This is a genomic window from Phascolarctobacterium succinatutens CAG:287 (assembly GCF_000434895.1).
Lineage (GTDB): Bacteria > Bacillota > Negativicutes > Acidaminococcales > Acidaminococcaceae > Phascolarctobacterium_A > Phascolarctobacterium_A succinatutens_A.
Genome location: NZ_FR892787.1, coordinates 16,932 through 32,816, shown reverse-complemented (window position 1 = coordinate 32,816; position 15,885 = coordinate 16,932). Strand labels below are relative to the sequence as shown.

Sequence of the window (15,885 nt, the reverse complement as noted above, 5' to 3'; positions counted from 1 at the left end):
GGGCTGTCGTACAAAAGTGCGGCAGCCTCCTTTTATAGGAAAGGAAAATGCCCCGCCTACCCTAAAAAAGTAAGCGGAACATTTTATTAAACTTAAACACAAAAACCGCCGTCAGAACCTGCAATCCGGCAAATTCCGACGACGGTTTATTTTATATCTCCAAAATCACTCTAAGTACAATTTTTTCAGCGCCAATTTATCCACCTTACCGCTTTCATTATGCGGCAGCTGCTCCATAAAAACAAACTGCTTGGGCAGCTCATAATCCTCTAAGGTTTGCCGCAGCAGCTTAACCAGCTCCTGCTTGCCGTACTCGCGTGCCGCCCCCACAAAAGCAATAAGCGCATCGGCATCGTCCACATGACGGCAGATTACTGCAGCCTCCTCAACGCCCTCCAGCTCGGTCAGCGCGGTGCACACCTTGACTGCAGAAACCTTGCGTCCGTTGACGCTCACAATATCATCCGTGCGCCCCAAAAAGTGCAGGCGACCTTCCGCATCCAGCTGCCCCCTGTCCTTCAGGGAAAACGGCAACGAAATTTCCTCTACATGATAAGGCGTATCAATGAAAATTTCTTCATTACAAACGTTCACCTGCACGCCCTTGAACGGACGTCCGATAAGCGTGCGGTCATCCGTCATTTCTTCGGCCTTGATGTAGGTAATGTAATTCAGCTCGCTGGCGCCGTAGTACAGCGTGATATCAGCATTGGGGAACACCTGCAGCAGCTTGTCCGCCTCCTGCCTGCCCATGCTCTGCGAGCCGCTGATGATACTGCGCACACGCAAATCAGGCTCGCGCAGAAACTTAGGCAGCAGCAGCAGCTTGGACGGAATCAGGTAGATTGCGTTCACCGCATAGCGCTGCATCAGCTGCAGCCAATGGCGCGGACGGAAGCGCTGCGTCACTGCCAGCGTACCGCCTGCCGCCAGCACGCCCATATAAATATTAAGGTTGCCGGTAAAGGCCAAGCTTCCCTGACAAAAAATTACTGTCTGCTCATCAACGCCGAAGACACGGTTCTGCTCCGGGAAAAAGTCCGCCCAGCTATGATAGCTGCGCCACAACAGCTTGCTTTTGCCGGTGCTGCCGCTGGTCATAACGCCCATGCAGGCCGCTTGCGGAATAGCCTCGCAACTGAACTGTTGCTTTTTGCTCACTTCGGTAGCAATAACCGGCACAGTTTTTGTTCCGCTGTAGGCCAAAAAGGCAATCAACTGACGGGCAATACTGCTTTCGTGGATAAAAACCGTCGGAGCGCTAAAATCCGCTTTACTGCGCAGCCTGCGCGCCTCCTGCGCCAGTCTTGCATAGGTATATTCTTCTTCATCCTCCACAAGAGCGAGCTTATCCTGTTTTTGCTGTGCTATTAAGGTCAAGTAATCCATTTGCTTCACTCCACTCTTTCCAGCAGCAGCGCCGTTCCTACGCCGCCTGCGGCAGCTACGCTTGCGGCGCCGTAGTGTCCGCCCTTCTGGCGCAGTGCTTCCAGCAGGTGCAGCGTAATTATGCCGCCGCTGGCACCATAAGGATGACCATAGGCCAACGCCCCGCCGAACACATTATATTTATCAGTGCTATGCGGAAAGCTGCGGGCAAACAGCACATCAATTACAGCGAAGGCTTCATTCAGTTCAAAGTCTGCGATATCCTGCTCCTGCAGGCCATGCTTGGCCAGCAGCTTTTGCAGCGCGGTAATTGCAGTACGCGGACTTACCAGGGGATCACCGCCGCAGGCTGTGCTGCCCAGCACCCTGGCCTGCGGCTTTAAGCCGTGCTCCTGCAGATATTTTTGCGAGCACAGCACTACAAAGGCCGCACCATCGTTAATCAGGCAGGAATTGGCCGCCGTAATAAATTCGCCACCCTCCAGCACCTTGGGCATTCTGTCGAGCAGACGCTGGCTCATGCGCGGTCTGATACCTTCATCCTTAACGGCACCGCAGACCGGCGCGATAATATTCTGCAGCAGCCCCTGCTCGCGCGCCTGCGTCGCGAGCGCATGGCTGCGCAGCACCCAGCTGTCCATTTCCTCTTTGGTAATGCCTTCGCGCTTGGCAGCAAGCTCCGCACCCTCCAGCATTACCGTTTCGCGGTGAATTCCCGGCATAAACTTGGCTACGCTGTACCAGTCGTCGCCTGCATAATCCGGGTGATTGGGATTATAGCCGCGTCTTGGCTGCGTAGAGCTGCTTTCAAAGCCACCGGCAATAATTACATCAGCCTCGCCGCTGTTAATCTTTGCTGCGGCAACAGCAATGCTTTCTAGGCCGCTGCCGCATTGCACATCTACCGTAAAGGCCGGCACCGAAATATCTACGCCTGCGGTCAATGCCATCAGGCGCGCAATATTGCCGCCGGCGCCCACACCGTTGCCAGCAATAATATAATCGGGCTCGCGCAGCTGATATTTTTCCATCACCTGCTTAAGCACCTCCGCACCCAGCACCTCCGCCGGGATATGACGATACATACCGTTGACTACGCCCACGTAGCTGCGCAGGCCACCTAAAATATATGCATTTTCCATCTTAACACCTCTATATCCGAAAAAAGCTGCCTGCCACCTGCCTTCCGGCAAATAGCTGACAGCTCTTAAATTATACCCTATTTACCTGTTGTTGGCAAAAATACGGTTAATTGGATAGGCAATTACGGCAGCAGCCAAGCATTTAACAATATCCAGCGGAATGAAGGGCAATGCGCCGGTCATAATTGCCTTATCCCAGCCCATACCTGTAATCAGCTTCAGCTGTACAACGCCGAACACATAAATCAGCGGAATACCGATAACGCAGCCAAGCAATGCATAACGCTTAAAGCTGTATTTTTCGCCTCTGAAATATGCCAGGAACACAGCAGTAAACAAAAAGCCGATGATGTAACCGCCGGTAGGACCAAACAGCTTGCCCGGTCCCGCACTGCCACCAGTAAATACCGGCACGCCTGCCAAACCTACCAAAAGATAAACCAGCATGGTCATAAAGGCCTGCTTAGCGTTCAGCACATAGCCTGTAAGATTTACAATCAAAGTCTGCAATGCAATCGGAGAAAGCGAAAAAGGCAGCGGAATAATGATATAAGCGGATACGCAGTTCATTGCTACCATCAGCGCCATTCTCGTCATTTCCGCAGTCTTGTTGACACTTGCTCCTCTATGATTCTTATTGATTTCTGTACCAGAAGTTGTCATTTCCATACACCAGCCTTACTATAATTCTTTAATCACAAAAACATTTATTGCTCCCACATAAGCAGCAAGCTGACCTTCTGTCCTGTAGATACACAGCTCGTCGTCTGCGTAAACAGGAGCAAGGAAGCTGATGCGCCAGTCCAGCTCTGTCAGCGCCAGCTCACGCTGCAGCCAGGCAGCCATGCACAGCCCCGGCACGATGGGATGCTCACCCTTATGGATGACGTTTTCGTCACCGGTATAGGCAACATAGTCTGCTATTTCCTGTGTTGTAAAGGTGTGCTTTGTCAGCAAATCGCCCTTAATCGCCTCGGGCTCCAGCGGCTTCGTGCCTAATTTATGCTTAGGCAGCACCAAAAATACCCGCAGCTCCTTAGCCAAACTGCCGTCTGCCGCAGTTCCCGCTACACGGATGATTGATTTGCGTTCCTTTGCCAGCAGCACCTGATTCGCCATAGCCTCTGCCGGCTGATGAATATGTGCCTCTGCTCCTGCCAGCACCCAGCCGCCGAAGAATTTGGCATCACTGTCCGCCAGCTTATGTGCAAGCTCTAACATTTTTGCATTTTCCTTTCATCTAAGCAGCTTATCGTTATCTGCTTCACGTGCTTTATTATAATGCAAGTGATGTAAATAGTCAACTTATTACATACTATTGGTTTACCATTACGCTAAAAGAAATGCCGCAAAGCATTTCCCCGCTCACAGAAGGAAGTAAACCGCTCCTCCTATCAGCAGCAGGCCCAGAAAATTGTAGTACAAAAAAGTTCGTACATACTTCCCTGCCTGCGAAGGATGCTCTGCAGCATAAAGTTTATAGGAAATAACGCTCGCCATCGAAGCAATCATCGTCCCCAGACCGCCGATGTTAACACCCAAAAGCAGCGCGTCTGCTTCCTTGGTCAAGCCTGCCAACAGCATAGCCGCCGGCACATTGCTGAGGAACTGGCTGGCCAGCAGTCCGGTTAAATATGTGCCTGCCGCACTGCCCATCAGCGACTGCTGCAAATAGCTTACCGCAGGACTGTGGCTGATGTTGCCGATGAATACAAAGAAACCGGCAAAGGTCACGAGCAGACTGTAATCTACCGCCAGCAGCCGTCGCCTGTCGCACAAGGCCACTACACCTGCTGTCAGCAGCAAGGCCCACAGCTTGTCGAACCAATGCAGCACAGCGCCGATGTTTAATAAAAGCAGTCCTAAAAAGAGGAACAATATTCCCTTAGGAGGCTGCTGCAGCTTAGGCAGCTCCAGCTTCAGCACGCTGTCCTTGCCATGAAATAACAACAGCAGTAAATACGCCAACGAAATTATTCCCACACCGGAAGAAACTCCACAAACAAATTTCCCCCCGCCCCAGCCATTACGGCGAAAAAGCTGCCGGCGGTATAAGCATAATGCGCGTATAAAAACAAATTCTGCGGATTACCGGGCGGCGTCAGCATACTGCCGAGATTGGCAGCCAGCGTCTGCAGAATAATAATCCGCTCCATATCCATTTTTAAGGTTTTGCCTATAACCAGCGCCAACGGCACAAAGGTCAGCAAAGCCACGTCATTCGTCACGAACATCGAGCTGACATAGGTAACTGCCAGCAGCACCAGCTCCAGCTGACGCTTACTGCGGCATTTGTTCAGCAGCTCCACCGCCAGCCAGTCCAGAAAGCGTATCTCCTTCAGCTCCGCTACCACCAGCATCAGCGAAAGCAGTATCGCCAACACGTCAAAATCTATATAGGCAAGCTGCGGCCTGCTGTAAAGGCTGCTTACGGCAGCCAAAATAACCGCTATGCACAAAACAGGCTCACGCCGCCAATAATTCTTTATTTTTTGCATCAACAAAAGGTCACTCCCAATTAGCCTGCGCCGCGCACAGTGCCAGCGCCGATACGCGCGCCGCACCTGCGTCCAGCAGCACCTGTGCCGCTTCCGCAAAGGTGCTGCCCGTAGTATAGATATCGTCACAGAGCAGTACATGTTTGCCGCGCACCTTGGTATGCGGCAGCATGGCAAAGCAGCCTGCCAGCTCCTGCTTTCTTTCTTCAGGCTTCAGCTCGTACAAGGGCTCCGTATGGCGCACCCGCTCCAGCAAAACCTCCATGCCAACGCTGCGTCCCTCCAAGAGGCCCGCAAACAGCTCCTGAGGCACGTCAAAGCCACGCTGCCTGCGTCGCTCAGGCGCAGTCGGTACGCAGGTAATAAGGTCAAACTGCTGCAGCCAGCGCATTTTGGCCGAAGGCAGAGCAAGCTCCGCTTCCTCACGCAGCAGCGGCAGCCAGCCTGCCTCACCCTCAAATTTAATTTTGTGCAGCGCATCCTTAAAAACGCCCTCATATTTATAAAGCAGCAACGCACTGTACAGAACATCCGTCGGCAACGGTGCTGCCTGTCCCGCCAGATATTCCTCACGCGGACAGCAGGGCAACTGACGCTGCAGCAGATATTCCTTGCGGCACTGCTCGCAGACATAGCCGTTATCAATATTAGTCGCACACACAGCGCAGCGTCTGGGAAAGATAAGCTCCTTCGCCACACGCCCGTAATAAGAAAAATCTCTTAACCAACGCTGCATCAGAACACCTCGCTGCTTTCCTGCAGACGCTCAGCCAGCAGGCTGTAACGCCGCTTCGTTTTGTCATTTTCCACAGCGGTACGCACCGCGTTTTTGCTGCCGACAATCAGCACCTTTTCCTTAGCTCTGGTCACAGCCGTATACAGCAGGTTGCGCTGCAGCATAATGTAATGGCTCTGCACCATGAGCAAAATAACGTAGGGATATTCGCTGCCCTGCGACTTATGCACACTCATAGCGTAGGCCAGCTGCAGCTCCTCCACCTCACCCTGAGCGTAAGTAACGTAATCTCCCTCCGGACGCTCCGGAAAGGCTACCGTAACATTTTTTCCGTCTATTTTAATTACACGGCCGATATCGCCGTTGAAAACGTCCTTTTCATAGTTATTGCGAATCTGCATAACCTTGTCACCAACACGCAGTACATTACCCGGTATGTTTACCTCAGGCTTAGCCGCAGACGGCGGATTAAGATATTTCTGCAGCAGCTTATTCAGATTCTGCACGCCGCAGGGATTCTTATGCATAGGCGTCAGCACCTGCACCCTGCGCCAGTCACCGCCGGACGTAAGCTGGGCATAGGTACGTGCTACAAATTCCGCAGCATCCTGCTCGTTGGCAAACTCCTCCAGCGCAAACTCGCTGTCGGCACCGGCAAGAAACTCCGGCATCTGCCCACGGTTAATCTTATGGGCATTGCGGACAATCGGGCTGACCTCTGCCTGACGGAAAACATTTTCCAGACGTACAACAGGCATCTTATCCGAACGTATCATATCCTTGAGCACCGAGCCTGCACCCACGGACGGCAGCTGGTCCACGTCACCGACGAAAATCAGACGGCAGCCGCCGGGAATTGCCTTAAGCAGATGATACGTCAGAGTAATATCGAGCATTGAAGCCTCGTCGATAATAATCGCTTCCGCATCCAGCGGATCGCTGTCATCCTTGCCGAAGCACAGGCCGTCACCCGTAGGCTGATATTCCAGCAGACGATGTACCGTTGCCGCAGGATGACCGGCAGAATCCGCCAGTCTGCGTGCGGCGCGTCCGGTAGGCGCGGCCAGCAGAATGCGGCAGCCAGCCTGCTCCAGCACGTTCAGAATGCCTTTGACAACAGTTGTTTTACCTGTACCGGGACCGCCGGTGAGCACAAAGACACCATGCTCCAGCGAAGCATAAATTGCCTGACGCTGCGCCTCTGCCAGAGTAATACCGGCATCACGCTCCCATTTGGCAATAACCTCATCCGCATTCACGCGCGTCACCGGCTTCGCCTGGTCGCGCAGCTTCAGCAGGCGGCGTGCGGTCTGCACCTCCGCCGTATACAGATATTCCGGATATATCAGGCGTATACCGCCCATTTCCTCCGTGCGCAGTAAATCCTGCTCCAGCAGGCTGCTGAAAACATCCTGCACCATGGAAGTGTCTACCGCCAATGCTCTTGCCGTTTCACGCACCAGCAGCTCCTCCGGCACACAGGTGTGTCCTACGCCTGCGGCCTGCGTCAGCGCATAAGCAATGCCTGCGCGCAAGCGTGCCTCGCAGTCATGCTCCATGCCCATAGCCATAGCAATTCTGTCCGCAGTTTTAAACCCGATGCCGGTAATATCCTCCGCCAGGCTGTAGGGATTTTCCTTAATGCGGGTAATCGCCGTAGCGCCGTAGGTTGCCTGCAGGCGGGCTGCGTAACCACTGCTCACGCCGTGCGCCTCCAAGAACACCATCAGCTCGCGCAGGCCTGAAAGCTGGCTGTACGATTCACCAATAGCGGCAGCCTTTTTGGCGCTGATGCCGCGCACCTGTGCCAGACGTTCGGGATAGGTACCTAAAATTTCCAGCGTATCCGTTCCGAAGGCTTCGACAATTCTTGCCGCCGTCACCGGCCCTACACCCTTCACCGCGCCGGAAGCCAGAAAGCGTTCAATGCCTGCTACCGAAGTCGGCTGCAAAACCTGCAGTGACTGTATATCAAATTGTCTGCCGAATCTCGCATGCTCAATCCAACTGCCCTCCATAGCCACATTTTCGCCCATATACGGCGCATTGCCATGATAAACAGCAGTAAAGCGTCCCTGCGCCTTGCTTTCCATACGCAGCACGCTGAACATGCCGTCATCGCTTTGAAACACTATATCATCAACTATCGCTTCCAGCTTTTCCATTTTCTCACCGCCACACAAAACAAATGTTTAACTATAGCTATTATTATAACATAGTTTTCTCAATTAGGATAGCAATTTGACTTTACAAGTATTATAATTTTCGCTATAATTGAATAAGATATGCACTATATATTGTTTCCGGCAAATCAGCGCCCTGCGCCAGAACCGGCTTTGTATTATTGTAATTATAAATATGAGGAGTTTTACACATGCAACCTAAGAAATTTACAGGAAAATTAATAGCCATAGATATGTATAACTGCGGCGTAAACGAAGTTAACGACACCGAAAAGGCAAAGATTCTGTTGCAGGAAGGCTGCGATGAATACCGAATGAACAGCCGCGAGCTGCTTGTTTGTCAGGAAGAAGGCCAAAGCGAATATTCCATCTCCGCACTTTGCAAGCAAGGCCATGTAACTCTGCATGTATATCCTAAGCTCGGTTTTATTGCAGCGGATATTTTCAGCTGCTATGACGATGCCGACCCTGCGGGCATGGCACGCTATCTGCGCAGCGCCTTTGATTGCGACAAGGCTAAAATCACCCTGCTGGACCGCGGTGATTTCGGCAGCAAATACGATATGAAGCCTAACCACCGCTCCAACATCAAGTTCATCCGCCGTACTCAGAACGTTACCAAAAACGTCGGCGCTCAACTGAAAAAAATGATGCTCAAGCCCCGTGGCATCTAAACGGGACTATAAGATAAACTTTTCCAGGGGTTGTATGAACAGCCCCTGTTTTTTCTTAAATCAAAGGAGATTTTACACATGAAATATTTAATGTGGGATGTAGACGGCACCCTCATTCTGTCCGGCGGTGCCGGCAAGGATGCCATGATTAAGGTTATCAAGGATTATTATTTTCTCGATGCCTTCGATTTCAACAAGTCCCTGGCAGGACGCACTGACTCGGATATCATCAAAAGCGTTGTTACCCGTCTGCGCGGACGCTGCAACAGCGCGGAAGCAGCAGGCCTGCTTATCCGCTACCATATGGAGCTGCCCAAGCAGCTGCCGCTGCACAAGGGACGTGTTTTGAAGAATGTCCAAAAAACGCTGGAATATTTTTGCCAGTCTGATAGCCGTTACTGCAACTGCCTGCTTACCGGCAACACCAGCACCGGCGCCCATCTCAAGCTGCAGCATTTCGGTTTGGACCAATATTTTAACCATGAACACAGCGTCTTCGGCGAAATCAGCGAAAACCGCGAAATGCTGGCTAAGGTTGCCTTCCACCGCCTGTATATGCAAAACGAGCAGGCCAAGCCCAACGAGCTTATTTTTATCGGCGATACACCTAACGACGTGCGCTGTGCCAATGCCATCGGCGCACCCTGCCTGATTATTTTGGAAGGCTCCGGCTATAAGCCTGAGGATTTTGCCGAGGTTAAGCCTTGGAAGATTATCGACTGTCTGCCGGACAATCCCAAACAGCTGGAGCTTCTGCTGGACGAAGCAGAAAACTATGCAGGAGGCCAAAATGCGTAAAAATATTTTCAAGACTTTGTTTACGCTTCTGGCTATCGGCATCAGCAGCACAGCTTTTGCCTACAGCAACAGTGATTTAAACGCGGTACTGAACGGAGCAAGCTGCCCCGGCGGCGACCTTTCCGGTGCCGATTTATCGGGAATGGATTTATCCGGCCGCGATTTTACCAACACCGATTTTACGGAAGCACGTCTGGATGCTACCAAGCTGGATAAAGCCAAGCTGCAGGATGCCTGCTTCCAGAGCGCACTGCTGCCCAACGCCAGTCTGCGCGGTGCCAATCTGGCATATGCCAACTTCCGCTATGCCAATGCCTCCGGCAGTGATTTTACCAACGCCAGCCTGCAGGGAGCATATCTTAACCGCTGCCAGCTGCGTGGCGCACATCTGCTGAACGCTAAGTTGCAGCAGATCAAAGCGCAGGAGGCTTCTATGGACGGCGTACAGGCCGACTATGCCGACTTCAGCTTTGCCAACCTGCCCTACAGCTGGCTGCGCCGTGCCAGCCTGAAAAACGCAGTTTTTCATGGCGCTAACCTGTACAGCGCCCATCTGGAGCGCAGCGACCTGACGGAAGCAGACCTGCGCAGCAGCAAGCTGGGCCACAGCAATTTGAACAACAGCAAGCTGGATAAGGCATTGCTGGATAAGGCAGTTTTGGAATACGCCGACCTGCGCGGTGCGGACATGAACTATACTCAGTTCGGCACAGCATTTATGGATAATGCAAAATTGGATAAATAAATATAACCCACTCAGCAAAAAAGCTCCGGCAACCGCCGGAGCTTTTTTTGCGCAACTAATCAGGAATAATCCTGTTTATTAATCGTCAGTCCTGAGGATAAAACCCAGAAGGAGCATAACTGAGATTAATCATAATATTTTTCACTTGTGTATAGTGGTTCAAAATCATCTTGTGAGTTTCACGGCCGATACCGGAGGTTTTGTAGCCGCCAAAGGGAGAATGCTCCGGAATCTGGTTGTAGGTGTTCACCCACATACGGCCTGTTTCCACGTTGCGTGCTACACGGATAGCCTTGTTGATATCCTTAGTCCAAACAGCGCCGCCGAGGCCGTATTCGCTGTCATTAGCCATAGCCACAACCTCGTCCTCATCGTGGAATTTGATAACTACGGCAACAGGTCCGAAGATTTCCTCCTGTGCTACACGCATATCATTGGTTACATTGGTAATCAGAGTCGGTTTCATAAAAGCACCCTTAGCCAACTCGCCCTCGGTAAAGCGTTCACCGCCGCAGGCAATAGTAGCGCCCTCCTGCTTAGCAATTTCCACATAGCTCAGGATTTTCTTAATCTGGGTTTCGTTAATCTGAGAACCCATCTGCGTATCATCATGCCACGGCAGGCCCACCTTAACCTTGTTGAAGGCTTTGACTAAGGCCGGTACGAATTTATCATAAATGGTATCCTGCACGAAGATACGGCTGCCTGCACAGCATACCTGACCTTGGTTAAAGAGAATACCAAGCTGAGCGCCGTCAATCGCCTGCTCAAAATCGCAGTCATCGAAATAAATATTGGCACTCTTACCGCCCAGCTCCAATGTTGCCGGGATGATGCGTTCTGCCGCAGCCAGGCCTACGTTGCGGCCAACCTCGGTGCTGCCGGTGAAGGCCAGCTTGGCAAAGCCCTTATGCTCCAGCATATATTGACCGGTTTTGCTGCCGGCGCCGGTAATAACATTGAAAACACCTGCAGGCAGTACGCCGTCAATCAGACGGGCAAATTCCAGAATGGAAAGGCTTGCTTCCTTAGAAGGCTTCAGCACAGTGCAGTCGCCTGCTGCCAGCACCGGCGCCAGCTTCCACGCTGCCATCAGGAACGGGAAGTTCCAAGGGATAATCTGACCAACTACGCCGATAGGCTCACGCAGGATGATGGACAGGAACTGCTCGTTAAGTACGGAAGCCTGACCTTCCTCAGCCAGAATGCAGCCAGCAAAATAACGGAAATGCTCTGCCGCCATCGGAATATCAACATTCATGGTTTCGCGAATTGGCTTGCCGTTATCCATGCTTTCTACCATTGCCAGATGCTCTTTGTTAGCATCAATAATATCAGCAATTTTATTCAGCAGAGCGGCACGCTGTGCCGGAGTAGTCTTTTTCCAGGTTTTGAAGGCTTCCCAGGCTGCTGCGGATGCTGCCTCTACATCCTCGCGGCTGCCCTGAGCGCAAACTGCCAGATGGCTGCCGTCTGCAGGGCTTTCTGCATTATAGGTTGCGCCGTCGGATGCGTTGCGCCACTGTCCGTTAATATATAAACCATATTGTGCTTGTAATTTTACTTTTTCCATAATAATGATAATCCTCCTCATTTGGCTCTTGCCCTTCACGCCGTTGTGACGGGACTTGTTTTTGCGATGTCACTATTGTATAATCAAAATGGTTCTATTAAAAGAATCAAAAAGCAAAAATATTTTAGAACCAAGGAGAAACAACACCTATGTTAACATATGACTTAGATAAACGCGGCAGCACACCGCTCTATGATTACTTATACCAATGCATCCGTCAGGATATCATCAGCGGCAGGCTGCAGGCAGGAGAACGCCTGCCCTCCAAGCGCATGCTGGCACAGCATCTGAGCGTGGGCATCATCACCGTTGCCAACGCCTACGCCCAGCTGGCGGTAGAAGGCTACATCACCTCGCGCGAAAAAAAAGGCTACTTCGTAGAGGACGTCAGCAGCTACCGCGTGCGCCGCAAAGCTGCCGCAGCAATGCTGCCGGAGGCAGCGGAGCGCGAATACTTTGCCGACTTCAAGGCCAATCGCATCAGCCTGCAAAACTTTCCGTTGGCGACCTGGACACGATTGATGCGCGAAACGCTTTCCGTACACAACGAAGAGCTGCTCAAAACTGTTCCCTACAAAGGCGTTTACGAGCTGCGCAAGGCTATTGCCGCCTACTTGGCACACAACCGCGCTATGGAGGTTGACCCATCGCAGATAATCATCGGCGCCGGTACGGAATATCTTTACGGCCGCCTGCTGCAGATGTTCGGCCACGCCTGCACCTTCGCGATTGAAGAGCCAGGCTACAAAAAATTTGCCTCCATCTCCGCCAGCTTCGGCAACCCTTGGAAATATATTCCTATTGACGACAACGGTCTGATGATTGACAAGCTGGAGGAAAGCGGTGCCGACGTAGTGCATCTTTCCCCCGCCAACCACTTCCCCACCGGCATTGTCATGCCAGTAACGCGCAGACTGGAGCTGTTTGAATGGGTTAACCGCATCCGCAAGCGCTATATCATTGAAGATGATTACGACAGCGAATTCCGTTACACCGGTCGCTTCATCCTACCGCTGTATGCGCAGGATACGCAAAGCCGTGTCATCTACATGAACACCTTCTCCAAAAGTCTGGTGCCATCGCTGCGCATCAGCTATATGGTGCTGCCGCCGCGTCTTTTGGAGCGCTATGAGCAGACCATGAGCTTTTACAGCTGCACCGTATCCAGCTTTGAGCAGTACACGCTGGCACGCTTCATTTCCGAAGGCTATTTTGAACGTCATATCAACAAAATGAAAAACTACTACCGCGAGCAGCGCCACAAAATTCTGGCAGCCATCCACTCCTCGCCGCTGGCCACTGTTTCAAAAATAATCGAACGCAACGCCGGTACACATTTTGTACTGCATATCAACACCAAACTGACGGAAGCAGAAGTGCGCAAGGCAGCACTGGCAGCAGATATGTGCCTTTCCTTCTATTCCGATTACAGTCATAACACCGAAGAAAATAACGGCTGCACGCTCGTTATCAATTACGCTGCCATCGAGGCAGATAAAATTGCCGCGGTAATAGAACGATTAAGCAGCCTGTTCCCCGAATGCAACCAGATAAGCTGAATAATTACAGACCAGATGAAATATAGTAAAAAAGCATGCACCGCTTCTTACAGCAATGCATGCTTTTTGCTTTAATTTTTACAGCTCGATTTTCTGTACGTTGGCAATAGCCTCTTTGGCTTCGGCAATAATACGCTCCATAACATCCTTGCAGGGCAGAATATCATTCAGCACGTTCAGGCTCTGACCGCACATAACAGTGCCGTTGGTAACGTCGCCTTCTACCAGACCTCTACGGTTGGTGCCTGTACCCATCGCCATCAGCTCTTCTTTGGGAGCACCAGCAATTTCGCGGGCAGTATACGCATCGGTAAAAGCGTTCGCCAGGCAGCGTACACCAAGATTACGACTGTAACCGGTTGCTACGCTGTCAGTATCGGTTGCTTTGACAATGGCTTCCTTAGCAGCAGGATTTGCTGGGCATTCCTCAGTCAGCAGGAAACGGCTGCCCATCTGCACACCTGCAGCACCCATCAGCAAAGCCGCAGCCAGCGCACGACCGTCGCTGATACCGCCTGCAACAAGCACCGGAACAGATTTAATCTGCGGCAGTACGTTTTCCATCAGCGCCATAGTAGTCTGCTTGCCGATGTGACCACCGGCCTCCATACCTTCAATAACCATAGCGTCAGCGCCTGCAGCTTCAATGCGCTTTGCCAGCTTAACATTAGGCACTACCGGAATAACCTTGATGCCTGCAGCATGAAAAGCAGGAATATGCGGTATCGGGTTGCCTGCACCCAAGGTAACAAAGGCTACCTTTTCCTCGCACAGCATGGCAATGATTTCCGCAATGTTAGGAGCCATCAGCATAACGTTAACGCCGAAGGGCTTGTCGGTCAGAGATTTTGCCTTGCGCACCTCGTCACGTGTCCATTCCACAGTGCGGCCGCCGCTGCCGATGATACCGGCACCACCGGCGTTGGAAACTGCTGCAGCCAGCACAGCGTCACTCGTCCACGCCATACCACCCTGGATAACAGGATATTTTATACCTAAGAGCTCAGTTAATTTAGTTTTCATGATAATCACCTCGCAACAATTTTACACGCCTATTATATACTATTCTCCACGCAGTAATCGTGAATTATTTTTAAACTTTACCAAGTTTGTAAAGAATGTAACTAAGATGCAGTTTTAAGGTGCAAGCTTACACTTAATTGTAGTTTTTTGTCCATAAAATTTGACATCAGGCTATAAAAATTGTAAAATTTTATGAGTACCCTGAAAGACTTCAGGATTGTTGTTTTTTATTTTTAACCGTATTGGCTGCAATAAAAAGCATTAAGGTCAAGGCGACTTGATGTATATGGTGCTTTATCAGCAGCTTGCTACGTTAATTCCACGCAGGCTGCTCAGAAAGTACCGAAGACGAAGAAGGTCGTCGATGGCGTACTCCTAGTGCGTCGAGAAAACTTGATGTATACGATGCTTTATCAGCAACTTGCTAAGTTTATTCCACGCAGGCTGTTCAGAAAGTGCCGGAGACGAAGAAGGTCGTCGATGGCGTACTCCTTGTACGTCGAGGCGGCCTGATGATGTATACGGTGCTTTATCAGCAGCCAGTACGGTAGTAGTTATTACTTAAGGGAAAGAGGTCAAAGAAACATGCGCAGTACACAAGTAAAAAAAGGTTCAACCCGCGCAGCCCATCGCTCTCTGTTCTATGCAATGGGTTATACTGAAGAAGAATTAAAGAAACCGTTAATCGGCATCTGCTGTGCCGCTAACGAAATCATTCCGGGACATATGCATCTGGATACCATCGCTAAGGCAGCCAAATACGGCGTGCTGGAAGCTGGCGGTACTCCGATTGAGTTCCCGGCTATCGGCATCTGCGATGGCATCGCCATGGGCCATGACGGTATGAAATATCCGCTGGCAAGCCGTGAGCTGGTTGCGGACAGCATCGAAGCTGTTGCTAACGGCCATGCGTTTGACGGCTTAATCCTGATTCCGAACTGTGATAAAATTGTTCCTGGTATGCTGATGGCAGCAGCTCGTCTGAACATCCCGACCGTTGTTGTCAGCGGCGGTCCGATGCTGCCTGGTCGTTACCAGGGCAAAGATATCAGCGTATCTACTGTATTTGAAGCTGCCGGCCGTTTTGAGTCCGGTCAGATTGATAAAGCAGAGCTCAGAGAAATCGAGCATTGTGCCTGCCCCGGCTGCGGCAGCTGCTCCGGTCTGTTCACTGCAAATACCATGAACTGCCTGACTGAGGTTCTTGGCATGGGCCTGCCCGGCAACGGCACTATCCCCGCTGCTTACAACGGCAAGCGTATTGCTTTGGCTAAGCATGCAGGCATGGCTGTTATGCGTCTGCTGGAGGAAAACGTTCTGCCTCGCGACATCATGACGCTCAACGCCTTCAAGAACGCTATTACTGTTGACATGGCCATCGGCGGCAGCTCCAACACCGCGCTGCATCTGCCGGCTATCGCTCACGAAGCAGGCATCGACCTGCCGCTGGAGCTGTTCGATAAAATCTCCAAGAAAACTCCGTACCTCACTAAGATGAGCCCGGGCGGCAGCCACCACATCGTTGATTTGAACGAAGCCGGCGGCATTCCCGCCGTAATGCACGA

15 protein-coding genes are annotated in these 15,885 nt (G+C 51.5%); 5 read left to right on the top strand and 10 right to left on the bottom strand.

Annotation, left to right across the window (positions count from 1 at the left end; genetic code table 11):
• Positions 1-165: 165 nt before the first annotated feature.
• The 8 genes from BN587_RS04765 to recD2 form a co-directional block, all read right to left on the bottom strand.
• A complete protein-coding gene (locus BN587_RS04765; RefSeq protein WP_021720005.1) occupies positions 166-1,389 on the bottom strand; it encodes an AMP-binding protein in 1,224 nt (407 codons plus the stop codon).
• 5 nt (positions 1,390-1,394) lie between these two features.
• Positions 1,395-2,531: a thiolase family protein gene (locus BN587_RS04760; RefSeq protein WP_021720004.1), complete on the bottom strand. Its 1,137-nt coding sequence runs from the start codon at positions 2,529-2,531 to the stop codon at positions 1,395-1,397.
• Between the two features lie 81 nt (positions 2,532-2,612).
• Positions 2,613-3,194: a biotin transporter BioY gene (locus tag BN587_RS04755; RefSeq protein WP_044484282.1), complete on the bottom strand. Its 582-nt coding sequence runs from the start codon at positions 3,192-3,194 to the stop codon at positions 2,613-2,615.
• A gap of 18 nt (positions 3,195-3,212) precedes the next feature.
• Positions 3,213-3,752 (bottom strand): hypothetical protein, encoded by a 540-nt coding sequence (locus BN587_RS04750; RefSeq protein ID WP_021720002.1) that lies wholly within the window; start codon positions 3,750-3,752, stop codon positions 3,213-3,215.
• A 144-nt stretch (positions 3,753-3,896) separates the two neighbouring features.
• Positions 3,897-4,514: an SLC13 family permease gene (locus tag BN587_RS04745; RefSeq protein ID WP_021720001.1), complete on the bottom strand. Its 618-nt coding sequence runs from the start codon at positions 4,512-4,514 to the stop codon at positions 3,897-3,899.
• Entirely contained in the window at positions 4,505-5,029 is a 525-nt protein-coding gene (locus BN587_RS04740; RefSeq protein WP_049897173.1) for an SLC13 family permease, read from the bottom strand. Before BN587_RS04740 ends, BN587_RS04745 begins: the two co-directional genes overlap by 10 nt.
• Before the next feature lie 10 nt (positions 5,030-5,039).
• A complete protein-coding gene (locus tag BN587_RS04735) occupies positions 5,040-5,765 on the bottom strand; it encodes a ComF family protein (RefSeq protein ID WP_021719999.1) in 726 nt (241 codons plus the stop codon).
• Complete coding sequence (gene recD2 / locus BN587_RS04730) at positions 5,765-7,930, bottom strand: SF1B family DNA helicase RecD2 (RefSeq protein WP_021719998.1); 2,166 nt, start codon at positions 7,928-7,930, stop codon at positions 5,765-5,767. The genes BN587_RS04735 and recD2 overlap by 1 nt, the downstream gene beginning before the upstream one ends.
• A gap of 209 nt (positions 7,931-8,139) precedes the next feature.
• On the opposite strand from recD2, the gene BN587_RS11375 reads away from it, so the two are divergent.
• The 3 genes from BN587_RS11375 to BN587_RS11370 all read left to right on the top strand — a co-directional run bounded on the left by BN587_RS11375 (position 8,140) and on the right by BN587_RS11370 (position 10,165).
• Positions 8,140-8,622, top strand: a complete 483-nt coding sequence (locus tag BN587_RS11375) for an S-adenosylmethionine decarboxylase family protein (protein ID WP_021719997.1) — start codon at positions 8,140-8,142, stop codon at positions 8,620-8,622.
• A 78-nt stretch (positions 8,623-8,700) separates the two neighbouring features.
• Positions 8,701-9,420, top strand: a complete 720-nt coding sequence (locus tag BN587_RS04720; protein WP_021719996.1) for an HAD family hydrolase — start codon at positions 8,701-8,703, stop codon at positions 9,418-9,420.
• Positions 9,413-10,165 (top strand): pentapeptide repeat-containing protein, encoded by a 753-nt coding sequence (locus BN587_RS11370; RefSeq protein ID WP_021719995.1) that lies wholly within the window; start codon positions 9,413-9,415, stop codon positions 10,163-10,165. The genes BN587_RS04720 and BN587_RS11370 overlap by 8 nt, the downstream gene beginning before the upstream one ends.
• Positions 10,166-10,250: 85 nt before the next feature.
• On the opposite strand, the gene BN587_RS04710 is transcribed toward BN587_RS11370, so the two are convergent.
• The gene (locus tag BN587_RS04710; RefSeq protein WP_021719994.1) at positions 10,251-11,738 is read right to left on the bottom strand and encodes an aldehyde dehydrogenase family protein; all 1,488 of its coding nucleotides are present in this window, start codon (positions 11,736-11,738) and stop codon (positions 10,251-10,253) included.
• A gap of 149 nt (positions 11,739-11,887) precedes the next feature.
• On the opposite strand from BN587_RS04710, the gene BN587_RS04705 reads away from it, so the two are divergent.
• A complete protein-coding gene (locus tag BN587_RS04705; RefSeq protein WP_021719993.1) occupies positions 11,888-13,297 on the top strand; it encodes a PLP-dependent aminotransferase family protein in 1,410 nt (469 codons plus the stop codon).
• 78 nt (positions 13,298-13,375) lie between these two features.
• On the opposite strand, the gene BN587_RS04700 is transcribed toward BN587_RS04705, so the two are convergent.
• On the bottom strand, positions 13,376-14,320 hold the full coding sequence (locus BN587_RS04700; RefSeq protein WP_021719992.1) for a nitronate monooxygenase: 945 nt from the start codon (positions 14,318-14,320) through the stop codon (positions 13,376-13,378).
• A gap of 585 nt (positions 14,321-14,905) precedes the next feature.
• Between BN587_RS04700 and BN587_RS11855 the strand changes: the two genes are divergently transcribed.
• A partial coding sequence (locus BN587_RS11855; RefSeq protein WP_044484268.1) for a dihydroxy-acid dehydratase domain-containing protein occupies positions 14,906-15,885 on the top strand: 980 nt, incomplete at its 3' end.

Coding starts and splice junctions, on each gene's coding strand:
- BN587_RS04765 (WP_021720005.1), bottom strand. CDS start 1,389: ATGGATTACTTGACCTTAATAGCACAGCAAAAACAGGATAAGCTCGCT.
- BN587_RS04760 (WP_021720004.1), bottom strand. CDS start 2,531: ATGGAAAATGCATATATTTTAGGTGGCCTGCGCAGCTACGTGGGCGTA.
- BN587_RS04755 (WP_044484282.1), bottom strand. CDS start 3,194: ATGACAACTTCTGGTACAGAAATCAATAAGAATCATAGAGGAGCAAGT.
- BN587_RS04750 (WP_021720002.1), bottom strand. CDS start 3,752: ATGTTAGAGCTTGCACATAAGCTGGCGGACAGTGATGCCAAATTCTTC.
- BN587_RS04740 (WP_049897173.1), bottom strand. CDS start 5,029: ATGCAAAAAATAAAGAATTATTGGCGGCGTGAGCCTGTTTTGTGCATA.
- BN587_RS04735 (WP_021719999.1), bottom strand. CDS start 5,765: ATGCAGCGTTGGTTAAGAGATTTTTCTTATTACGGGCGTGTGGCGAAG.
- recD2 (WP_021719998.1), bottom strand. CDS start 7,930: ATGGAAAAGCTGGAAGCGATAGTTGATGATATAGTGTTTCAAAGCGAT.
- BN587_RS11375 (WP_021719997.1), top strand. CDS start 8,140: ATGCAACCTAAGAAATTTACAGGAAAATTAATAGCCATAGATATGTAT.
- BN587_RS04720 (WP_021719996.1), top strand. CDS start 8,701: ATGAAATATTTAATGTGGGATGTAGACGGCACCCTCATTCTGTCCGGC.
- BN587_RS11370 (WP_021719995.1), top strand. CDS start 9,413: ATGCGTAAAAATATTTTCAAGACTTTGTTTACGCTTCTGGCTATCGGC.
- BN587_RS04710 (WP_021719994.1), bottom strand. CDS start 11,738: ATGGAAAAAGTAAAATTACAAGCACAATATGGTTTATATATTAACGGA.
- BN587_RS04705 (WP_021719993.1), top strand. CDS start 11,888: ATGTTAACATATGACTTAGATAAACGCGGCAGCACACCGCTCTATGAT.
- BN587_RS04700 (WP_021719992.1), bottom strand. CDS start 14,320: ATGAAAACTAAATTAACTGAGCTCTTAGGTATAAAATATCCTGTTATC.